General features: G+C 69.2%; 7 protein-coding genes. 2 read left to right on the forward strand and 5 right to left on the reverse strand.

The genetic code is table 11. The features are described 5' to 3' along the window. Positions 1-156: 156 nt before the first annotated feature. The 3 genes from VN461_06705 to VN461_06715 all read right to left on the reverse strand — a co-directional run bounded on the left by VN461_06705 (position 157) and on the right by VN461_06715 (position 5661). Entirely contained in the window at positions 157-1587 is a 1431-nt protein-coding gene (locus VN461_06705; protein HXB54456.1) for a hypothetical protein, read from the reverse strand. A 174-nt stretch (positions 1588-1761) separates the two neighbouring features. After that, entirely contained in the window at positions 1762-2814 is a 1053-nt protein-coding gene (locus VN461_06710) for a hypothetical protein (protein HXB54457.1), read from the reverse strand. 255 nt (positions 2815-3069) lie between these two features. Continuing rightward, positions 3070-5661, reverse strand: a complete 2592-nt coding sequence (locus VN461_06715) for a 6-pyruvoyl-tetrahydropterin synthase-related protein (protein HXB54458.1) — start codon at positions 5659-5661, stop codon at positions 3070-3072. A 122-nt stretch (positions 5662-5783) separates the two neighbouring features. On the opposite strand from VN461_06715, the gene VN461_06720 reads away from it, so the two are divergent. Next, the gene (locus tag VN461_06720) at positions 5784-6146 is read left to right on the forward strand and encodes a response regulator (protein ID HXB54459.1); all 363 of its coding nucleotides are present in this window, start codon (positions 5784-5786) and stop codon (positions 6144-6146) included. Here the strand turns inward: VN461_06720 and VN461_06725 are convergent. Together VN461_06725 and VN461_06730 are read right to left on the reverse strand one after the other, a co-directional pair. Further along, entirely contained in the window at positions 6139-7488 is a 1350-nt protein-coding gene (locus tag VN461_06725) for a ribonuclease H-like domain-containing protein (GenBank protein ID HXB54460.1), read from the reverse strand. The two genes, VN461_06720 and VN461_06725, sit on opposite strands and share 8 nt — an antisense overlap. 164 nt (positions 7489-7652) lie before the next feature. Continuing rightward, positions 7653-10019 carry a DEAD/DEAH box helicase gene (locus VN461_06730; protein HXB54461.1) on the reverse strand — a complete coding sequence of 789 codons (2367 nt, stop codon included), beginning with the start codon at positions 10017-10019 and terminating at the stop codon, positions 7653-7655. Positions 10020-10362: 343 nt separating this feature from the next. On the opposite strand from VN461_06730, the gene VN461_06735 reads away from it, so the two are divergent. Continuing rightward, positions 10363-10512: GTP cyclohydrolase I (locus tag VN461_06735; GenBank protein HXB54462.1), on the forward strand; the 150-nt coding region annotated here is incomplete at its 3' end.

Genomic DNA, 10512 nt, shown 5'->3' on the forward strand with positions numbered 1-10512 from the left:
TCTCGCCGCGACCGGCCAGAGTACGGCGTGGCCGGACCGGCACGAGGGACTGTGTCTTATACGGGTGTTATAGCACAAAGGCAGGGTGGTCCCTAGGAAATAGGAGCGAGCGGCATGCCCCGCAGGGCACGCCGCTCGCTCGCGGACCAGTTCTGACTAGTTTGCGGTACGGAAGCTGAATACCACGCGCTCGCCCGGCCGGCCGCTCAGCCGGAAGACGACCGACTCACCCGACAGCAGGGCCACGTCGCCGGCGAGAACGCGCACGCTTCCCGGCATGACACCGGTCGTCGGCAAGTCGAAGCGCCAGGTGCCCGGCTTCCCCGCCCCCTGCACGAGCTGGGCTTCGACGCGGTTTTCTCCCACCCGGCCCGTGGCGAGAGAAGTCGACCGGCCGGGGCCCGCGAAGACCGCGGCCGCGCCGTTGATCACCACTTGGCCCGTGGCTTCCGGCACGTCTAGCTGGCTGGCCCAGACAATACGCCCCGCGGTTGAAGACTGCAGGCCCGAGTTGGACTCGAAGCCGAAGCCGCGGTCCATCAGAATATGGACGTCCTGGTGCGCCTTCGGGCTGTTGCCGGGAGTGCCCGCCGTCTCCACCCTCATACGGACATCATAGCTGCCGATGAGGAAGAAGCCGAGGGAGCCGGAAGGTCTGAGAGCTGAGACTCCGAAGCCCCGGAAGGGTGATGAGATCCCCCGGTCAGTGAAGGTCATTGGAATGTTGCAGAGTCCTCCAAGCGTGACCGGGAAACCAGGGGGGCCAGGGAACCCCGGGACAGGGGTCTCGCCGACATCTACGTTGAAGGTGAGCGTGCCCGGCCCCGTGCTCTGGCACATATCGAACTCGACCTGGGGAGGAACAAAGGGGTTCAGATCCAGGGACGTGCTCGTCTGCACCACCCCGCCCACCTTGACGATGAAGACGGCATTGAAGGGCACCTGGGGCTGGGTCGTGGTGGTTGTGGTCGGTATGGTCGCCGGTACCGTCGTGGGCGTCGTGACTAAGGGCTGCGTCGTTGGCGGCGGGTTGTTGTTGCTGCGGGTGGCGAGGGCGACTCCGCCCCCCACCACCGCCGCTCCCCCCACCGCCGCCACCACCGTCGCCGTCCCCACCCCCGCCGCCGCAAACCCCGCCGGCACGGCCGGGAAGACCGCGGCCGGCGCGCTCGTCGCGAAGGGCGCGACGGGCACGTCCTTCTTGCACTCGGACTCGCTTTTCACCACCAGCGCCTCGTTGTCCACGGTGCGGTTCTCCGCGAACTTCTGGTCGAAGGCGTTCACGTAGTAGAGGACCTTCTTCCCGATCAGCTGCTTCTTGGGCTTGGGAAGAACCCCTGCGTGGCAGGGGGCCTCCGACTTCATCTCCACGTAGTACCAGTTCGGCGGCCCGTCCTCCTGCCGGAAGTAGACGCGCGCCCGGGCCAGCTGGCTGGCGGGAGAAAAGCACGCGTTCAACTTGGGATACTTCTCGGCCACGATGCATCCCACCGGCTTGTGGTCGATGTTCAGCCCTTGGGCCAGAAGAGGGACCGGCAGCACCAGCAATAGCGACGCGACTCCGCGACGGACGGCTCGCTCCAACATGAATAGCCTCCCCAGGCTTTGCGCCGCGACCGGACACAAGAAAGCCTTGGCCGGACCGGCAGGAGGAATCTGTTCCCTAGTGTGCACGCCCCCGATACCACGAATGCGTTGTCGTTCCCGACAAAGAAGCGGGAGCGAACGGACCGGATTCAAGGGCACGCCGCAGGCCGACATCTAACAGCAGTTCGTATTGAAGAGAATGTGGAAGTCCTGGTGGGCTTTCGGGCTGTTGCCCACCGTACCGGCCGTCTCCACCCGCATGCGGATGTCATAGCTGCCAATGACGAAGGGAGGCGGGGGAAAGGGCGGCGGGCCGGGGGGGGATGTGAACCCCCGGTCCGTGAAGGCGACGGGAATGCTGCAGGTCCCTCCCAGCGTGACCGGGAAGCCAGAAACGGGCGGGGAGAACTGAGCCGGGTTGGCCCCGATGTCGAGGTTGAAGGCGAGCTTGCCCGGGCCCGTGCTCTGGCACATGTTGAACTCGACGATGGGGGGGGTAGAGCAGGCGCACGTGTTCAGCGTGGGGCTCGTCTGAGGTGCCCCGTTCACCCGGACGATGAAGACGGCGTTGAAGGGTACGGGGGGGGTCGTGGCCGGGGTGGTGGTGGGCGTGGTGATCGGGGTCGTGACGGGCACGGTGGCGGGAATACCCTGAGTGGTAGGAGTCGGGTTGTTGTTCCCGCTCGACGCGAGCGCCACCCCGCCCCCCACCACCGCCGCTCCCCCCACCACCGCCGCCACCGTCGCCGTCCCCACTCCCGCCGCCGCAAACCCGGCCGGCATGGCGGGGAAGACGGCGGCGGGGGCGCCCGCCGCGAAGGGCGCGACGGGCAGGTCTTTCCGGCACTCGCCCTCGCTCTTCACGACCAAGGCCTCGTTGTCCACGGTGCGGTTCTCCGCGAACTTCTGGTCGAACGCGTTCACGTAGTAGAGGACCTTCTTCCCGATCAGCTGCTTCTTGGGCTTGGGAAGAACCCCTGCGTGGCAGGGGGCCTCCGACTTCATCTCCACGTAGTACCAGTTCGGCGGCCCGTCCGCCTGCCGGAAATAGACGCGGGCCCGTGCCAGCTGGCTGGCGGGCGAAAAGCACGCGTTCAACTTGGGATACTTCTCGGCCACGATGCATCCCACCGGTTTGTGGTCGATGTTCAGCCCTTGGGCGAGAAGAGGGACGGGAAGCACCACCCACAGCAATGCGACTCCGCGACGCACGGCCCGCTCAAACATGAATAGCCTCCCGAGGCTTTGCGTGCCGGACACAGGAAGCAGGTGGCCGGACCGGTAGGAGGGATTTCCCGGCGATATTAGCACGAAGGTCAAGCCTCGGTGGCGTGCCCGGCGGGGAAAGGGCGTCGTTTTCTGTTCTCTCCTTGTCCACTGCGAAGAGAATTTTGGGGCCGGAACCCTATCCGCGGCTCGGGAGGGCGGAGGGTGCGGGCGTGGGGGCGCGGAGCGGCTCCGGGAGAGCAACCCCCGCGTGAGCTAGCGCTCTTTCGCGCTCTCCTCTGCCTCCAGGCGGCGGGCCCAGGGGGTGTCGGAAAACTCCTCCCGCAAACGCTTTCGATCGGCGTCCGCGCCTTCGGCGTCACCGGCCGCCTCCCGCGCCGCCGCTCCTCCGAACAGGGCCTGGGCCACGTAGGGGCTGGTGGGGGCCTCGAGCACCAGAGCGGAGAAGGCCTCCGCCGCTTCCCGCGGGTGACCGACTCGGGCCAGGCTCTCCCCGCGCAAGCAGAGCATCTCCGCGCGCAGAGGCGACCCCCCGGGCGCGAAACTGGCGCCGTGCCGGGCGTACTCCGCAGCCTCTTCGAAATGCTCGGCGGCGTACGCTCTCGACGCGCGTTCGTAGAGGGTCGTCGGATCCCCCGCCGGATGACGGGGCCCGCTCGCAAACCGGCTGGCCACCAGGAGGAGCAAGAGGCCGCCGGGGACGAGACCGCCCCAGCGGCGGCCGGGCGAGGGCAGGGCGCACGCCTCCACCGGGTTTGGCCCCGGAGTGGGGCTTGACTCGGAGACCCGCCGCCGGCGCCGCAAGGCCGCGGCCACGACTCCGAGGGCGATCCCGGAGAGTCCGAGGCCCAGCCAGTCGGCGGCGTTGCGCGAGGGGTAAATGAGCCGCACCGTGCTCTGCCGGGGTATCACCATCATGAGAGCGGGCGAGATCAGGTAAGGGCCGTCCGCTCCCTCCGCCCGCCAGCGCGGGTGGTAGGAGATCTTCACCAGCAGGGGGTGGCCCGGATGGTCGGTGGTGATGGTGAGGCCTTCCGCCTCCACCCTCTCCTCCACCTTCACGTCCCCGGGGAGGGGCAGGAGGGGCGGGGCCAGCCACTCATCCTTCTCCACGACCCCGATGCGGGGGTCATCGGTGAAGACGAGGGGGGCAGGGCTGAGCGGCTTGCGCGTGAACCAGCGGTAGGCCTTGTCCCGCCAATGGGCGGGTGGGGAACGCACGGGCGCGAAGGGGAGCGGCTCCACGTAGGAGGAGCCGGAGGAGGCCAGATGGAAGATCCGGTAGGGGGGGATGCTGGCCACGCTCATCACGTCGGCCCGGGCGTCCAGGGCGGAGATGAGCTGGGGCGAGAGGGCCACGACCTCGTTGACGTTGAAGAGCCGCAGGCGGGGAAAGGCGTTCTCGGGATCAAAGTGCGAGTACTCACGGCTTCGGAAGGGGTTGGGAGAGCTCGCGAAGAGCTCGGAGGCCAGGTAATAGACGGCGTGGGTCTGGAGGCTGGCCTGGTTGTAGACCCCCTCGAGGGTGGAGCGGCCGGTGAAGAAGGGCAGGGTCTCGTACATCCGGATGGATCCCGCTTTTTCGTGGGTGGCGCTGTATTCGACGGCCACCCGCGGATCGGCGACCGTGCCCTGGAGGCGGTCGGAGAGCTCGCGGAAGGCGGGCCACAGCTCCTTGGCCTCGAGGCCGGTGTAGTTCCAGTCGATCCAGGAGCGCAGTACCTTCGATTGCCCGTCTACGTGGCAGACGGCGACGAGCACCAGGCCCAGGGCGGCCAGGTCCGGGGCGGACAGGAGGCGGAGGCCGAGGCCGAGGCTGACGCCCCCCGCCAGGCAAAGCGCGAGGTGGGTGAAGGGGACGAAGCGGACGTCGATGATGCCGAGGGCCGGCCCCGCCGCGGCCAAGGCCGCCCCCACCGCCGCCGCGTGGATGAGGAACAGCAGCCGGTGGTCGGGCCCCCCGGTACGACGGGCCCAGAGGAGCGTAGACAGGAGGCCGGCTGAGGCGACCACGAAGAGGGGCCAGAGCAGAAACGGGAAGAGCCCATGGGTGGTGACCGTGATCCAGGGGTCATCGTAGGGCGTGGTCCAGCGCCAATAGAAAAGGAGGGGCACGAGGGTGACGCCGGCAAGGGCGAAGGCCAGCCCGGCCAGGGCCAGGAGCCAGCGCAGCGTCCGCGCCGGGCGGCGGGCCGCGTAAAGGAAATAGGAAGCGGAGAGGCCGGCCCAGAGCACGGCGTACCCGTGGGCGAGGGCGGTGAGGGCAAGGAGGAGGGCCGGGACCCAGGGTCCACGGCCATCGGCAAAGCACCGATACGTGCATCCCAGGAAGAGGACGGCGAGACCGATGCCATACGTATAAGCGAACTCTCCGGTCAGGGTGCTGGCCAGGCTGCCCCCCCAGATCGCGTTCTCCTCCAGGAAGAGGAACACGAGGGCCCCCGCCGCTCCCAGAAGGGGGGCGGGAAAACCGAAACCCAGGAGCCGGAGCGCGGCGTAGGTCAGCAGAGGCAAGAGGAACACCCCGAGCACGGTGCCGAGCTTGAAGGCCACGGGCATGCCCGTCAGGGGGGCCAGGCCCGAGATGATGAGGAAGGGAAGGGGAAAGTAGTAGAGAAGGAGCGGCTGCCCAAGATAGGCCCCGGGATACCAGCCGTGGAGGCGCAGGCTCGGCAGGAGGCGCTCGTGGAACCAGACCGCGGTGGGATAGTGGCAGGGCGTATCACCCCCCGCGGCGATGGTGGGCAGGAAGAGCAGCGAGGGTCGGAGGTAGTCCAGGAGCACCAGGAGCAGAACGAGGAGGCCGAGGGCGTCCGCGGTCCGCTCCCGCCAGCGGGGCAATGACATTCGCGGGAGAGTCTAACCCATGCCCGCGCCCCGCCCCGCGGATCGGGCGGGGGCGGCGTCTTTACGCGAGCCGCGACGTCGGCTAGGATCGAAGCCCGGATCTCAACAGCCCCATAGGAGCCATGAAGCAGGCGGCCCGCATCCTGATCGTCGACGACGACCCGGAGATCGGCGGGATGCTCACGCGCTCTTTGTCCCGTCACGGGTTCCAGATCGACGCCGTGGGCTCGGCAGAAGAAGCCCTCGCGCGCACGGAGACCACCGTTTACGACGCGGCCTTGGTGGATCTGGTCATGCCCGGCCGCGACGGGGCCGACCTGGCAGCAGCCCTGCGCCGGAAGATCCCCGGCATGCCGATCGGTCTCCTGACCGGCTACACCAATTCTCCCCTGATCCCCACCGCCGAGCGCTCCGGCGTGGCCGTCTTCACCAAGCCCGTCATCATCAAGGACCTGGTGGACTTTCTCCGGTCTGAGATCACCTAGGGGTCTCGGCCCGCCGATCGCTCCCCCGGCGATGGGCGGCCTCTTGCTTGCGCAGCAGACGCTCCCGCCGGCGCCAGAAGGCCCTGGCCAGGCGCCGCGATCGCGGGTCCTCCCGCCGTTCCAGGAGGTCGAGGGCGCGGTCCACCACCGAAAGGGCCGCCTCGGGGTCACGCCGGCGGTGCTCATGTTGCATGGCCAGCTCGTGCATGGCCAGGGGCTCCCCCGCTTCCGCGGCCGCCGCCCAGAGGCCGGCCGCCTCCTCGAGATCGCCGGCCCGCTTGGCCCGCGCGGCCAGCCCGAGCAGGGCGGCGGTGCGCAGGGGGCCCGTCCCCTGCGCGGCCGCGCGCCGGTACTCGCTCTCCGAGCGCTCGTAGAGCCGCGCGCGCTCGAGCACTCGGGCCAGGCTGTAGACATCGCGCGGGTCCTCGGCCAGGTCCCCCTCCACCCATTGGCAGGCCAGGATGGAGAGCGCGGCCAGGGAAACGATGTCCTGGCGGTTGTGGGCAAAGACGCGGGCCAAAGCGCGGGCGTCCCGGCGGCGCACGTAATCGAAATAAACCTGGGGAATCTCCTCCCCGGGGATGTCGTCCTCCCGGTACAGGCCCAGGAGCTCCCTCTCCAGGGACTGTAAGCGGCACGACTCTAGGCGAGCCTTCCACAGCCGGCGGGCGGGGTGCAGAAGGTCCAGGTGGGGCATCTCGGCCAGGGGGAATCGCCCCCGGTTCAGGCGATAGCGGGCGTCGAGGAGGGGGAGGTCGAACATCTTTCCGTTGAAGGTGACCAGGTGGGAGAAGCGGCGGAGGTCACTGGCCAGCGCATGCAGGAGGGAGGCTTCCTCGTGGTAGTCGCGCATGAAGTACTGGCGGACGACGAAACGGTCCCCCTCCACGTAGCCGATTCCGACCAGGAAGGCGGCCGTGCCCGCTCCCCCCGCCAGGCCCGTGGTCTCGGTGTCCAGGAACACGGCGGAGGGGAGATCGAAGGAGGTGAGCTCCGGCTCCGCGGTGAGGACGCCCACCGTGGCGGGAGCCAGGGAGCGGAAGCGGCTCAAGGGGACCTCTCCCTGTCGGGCCTCGAGGTGGACATCCGCCTCCATGAGAAAGAACTCCCCCCGCTCGTTCTCGATCCTCATCCCCTGGACCAACTCCTCGAGGGGCACCGCCACCGCCGGCGGGCGCGGACGGGCCCGGTAAGCGGTGGCCACCAGGCGCTCCAAGCGGGCCTTCAAGGAGCCCTCCCCGGCCTCTCCGAGCAGGGTCTCCTCCAGGGCCTCGAGGGGGACGGGGCCGGGGTCGCGGCGCAGGCGTCGCAGCCTGTCCTGGAGGGAGGGCGTGCTCAGCAAGCGCGCGCCTCCCCGCGGGTCCGCGCGGGATCCCGAGGCGTGCCTCTCGCGCGGAGAGACCCCACCACCGCCCTCCTCCCCGATCTCGGGGAGGATGGGCTCGACCCGAGGCGGCGCCGCGGCTTCAGGGCCTCACCTTCCCGCCCCGGGGCCGGGCTTCGCCGTCATCCGAGGACGGCACCGAGCAGGGCCAGAGCGACCTCCTTGCCCCGGTTGCCGACCTCCCCCGGGGGGCCCACGCAGGATGGGCAGCCGTCTTGGCAGGGGCAGGAAGCAATAAGCGATCGGCTCTCCCGAAGGAGCCGGTCGTGCAGGCGGTAGAGGGGCTCGGAGAGCCCTATGCCCCCCGGGTAGTTGTCGTAGAGAAAGACGATGGGCTCGTAGTCGTCGGGCGGGGGCGGCGCCGCGAGTCTCTCCCTCCACCCCTTCTGTATCTGGGCCTCGCCCTGGCCGTTGTCGCCCAGCGCCACCCCCAGGTCGTGGCGGTCGCACATCAGGAAGAGGGCGGCCATCTGCCCCAGCGTGTGGGAGAGGGCCACCACTCCGTCCCGCCGGTCCTCCCCCCGGAAGGGCAGCCCGATCAGGACCTCCTTGGGGATGGTCAGCCAGTACGAGGTGGTGTGCATCTCGTTCTCCGGCATCTGGAGGTCCCCCGCCCCCACGTTCTCGTTGGTGTGGAACTTGATCTTCTTGAAGCCCACTACCTGCGAGGTCACGTGCACCTCGCCGTGGCTGCGGAGGGCGCGGCCGGCCCCCTCCTCCGCGAAGCGGTCCAGGATCCGCACCTTCGTGTAGGTGATGGCGTCGGTGTAGTAGTCCACCTCCGCCCCCCGCACCTGGGCGCGCCGCTCTTGGTGGTCGTACTTCTCCACCAGGTAGGTGCGGCCTTCCAGGATGTACACCGCCTTCTCGTGCAGGGTGGCGGGGGCGCTGTCGTAGTCCACCTCCGCGATGACCCGGGGGGCTTCCCCCGGGGTGACGTCCTGGATCACGAAGTTGTCGGAGGAGACGCTGCGCAGGCTGATCGCGTCTGCGGGATAGCTCTCGCTCGTCCAATGCCAGCGGTCCCCCGCCCGGTGCAACAGCCTCTCCTCCTCGAGGAAGCGCAGGATCTCCCCGAGGTCCTCACCCCCGAAGGTCTCCTCCGCGGAGAAAGGCAGCTCGAAGGCCGCGCACTTGACGTGGTTGACGAGGATCTGCAGGTTGTCCGGATTGATACGACCCTGCTCCACGGGCGCCCCGAAGAAGTAGTCCGGGTTCTTGGCGATGAACTGGTTGAGGGGGGTCGAGTTCGCGACCAGGACCGCCACCGAGGTGCCGGAGCGACGGCCCGCCCGCCCCGCCTGCTGCCAGGCCGAGGCCACGCTCCCCGGGTAGCCGAGAAGGACCGCGCAGTCCAGGCTGCCGATGTCGATTCCCAGCTCCAGGGCGTTGGTGGAGACCACCCCCCGCACCGACCCCTCGCGAAGGCCGCGCTCGATCTCGCGGCGCTTCAAGGGCAAATAGCCGCCCCGATAGCCGCGGATCAGGCCCTCGCTCCCGGGCCTGGTCTCTAGCGCCTCCTTCAGGTAGGTGACGAGGATCTCGGTGGCCAGGCGCGAGGGGGTGAAGACGATCGTCTGCAGGCCGCGGGACAGGAAGGAGACCGCCACGTCGCGCGCGCTGCCCAGGGCCGAGCGGCGGATGCCGAGCTGCCGGTTCACCAGGGGAGGGTTGTAGATCGCGAAGTACTTCTCGCCCTGGGGCGCCCCGCTCTCGTCGATGAGCGTCATCTCTTGGCCGGTGAGCGCCTCCGCCAGCTCCTTGGGGTTGCCGATGGTGGCCGAGGAGCAGAGGAACTGGGGCTCGGAGCCGTAGAACCGGCAGAGACGGAGCAGACGCCGGAAGATGTTGGCCACGTGCGAGCCGTAGACTCCGCGGTGGCTGTGGAGCTCGTCCACCACCACGTACCTCAAGTTCTCGAAGAGCTTCACCCACTTGGTGTGGTGGGGCAGGATTCCCTTGTGAAGCATGTCCGGGTTGCTGACCACGATGTGGGCGCGGGCCCGGATGGCCTTGCGGGCATCGGCGGGGGTGTCCCCATCGTAAGTAAAGGTCCCGATGTCGGCCTCCAGGGCCTCGATCACTCCGTGCAGCTCGGCCAGCTGGTCCTGGGCGAGCGCCTTGGTGGGAAAGAGGTAGAGGGCGCGGGCGTCGGGGTCTTTGAGGATCCGGTCGAGGACGGGCAGGTTGTAGCAGAGCGTCTTGCCGGAGGCGGTGGGGGTGACCACGACCGCGTGCCGTCCCGCCAGCACGGTGTCGTAGGCCTCCCGCTGATGGGTATAAAGGCTCCGGTACCCCCTTGACTGGAGGACGGTGCGGAGCCGGGGGTGAAGGTCGAGGGGAAAGTCGGCCAGGCGGGCGGCCCGGGCCGGGAAGTGCTCGAGGGCCCGGATCAGCGAGTCCTCCCCCCGCCCGGGTTCGAGGCCCTTGAGGGCGGCACGCAGGGCCACCTCGGTGTCCTCCCGGCGCAGGACGAGCTGCTGACTCACAGGACCTCCCCCTCCCAATCCGCGTTCCCGGTGGAGACCCCACGGAGGGTCCTCTCCCGGTATGCCGCATCATGGGGGAGGGGGGGGACAGGGGAGGTCCATTCGGCCGCGGCTTCGGCGCCTTCTCTGGGCCAGGGCGACCCCAGAGCCAGGTGGCCAGGGACCCTCGGGCGGGAGGGTGGGTAATCGTGGCCCCCTTGGGGGAGGCTCCGGGGGGCCCGGGTTCCCAGAGACCGACCCTCGGCTGCCGTCGGCCCCACCCGAGAGTCCACCCGCGCGAGCCCCCCCCGCCCCTCGCGGCCCGAGTCAACCATATAATCCCGCCCGGAGGTTTGGGAGCGAGATGGAAAAGCCCGATGACATGAAACGGCATGTGCGCGCGCTCCTGGCCGGCCTGGGTGAGGACCCCGACCGCGAGGGGCTCGTGCAGACGCCGGACCGGGTGGAGAAGGCCCTGCGCTTCCTCACCCAGGGCTATCACCAGGACCCGGAG

It is taken from the genome of Vicinamibacteria bacterium (genome assembly GCA_035570235.1).
Classification (GTDB): Bacteria; Acidobacteriota; Vicinamibacteria; order Fen-336; family Fen-336; genus DATMML01.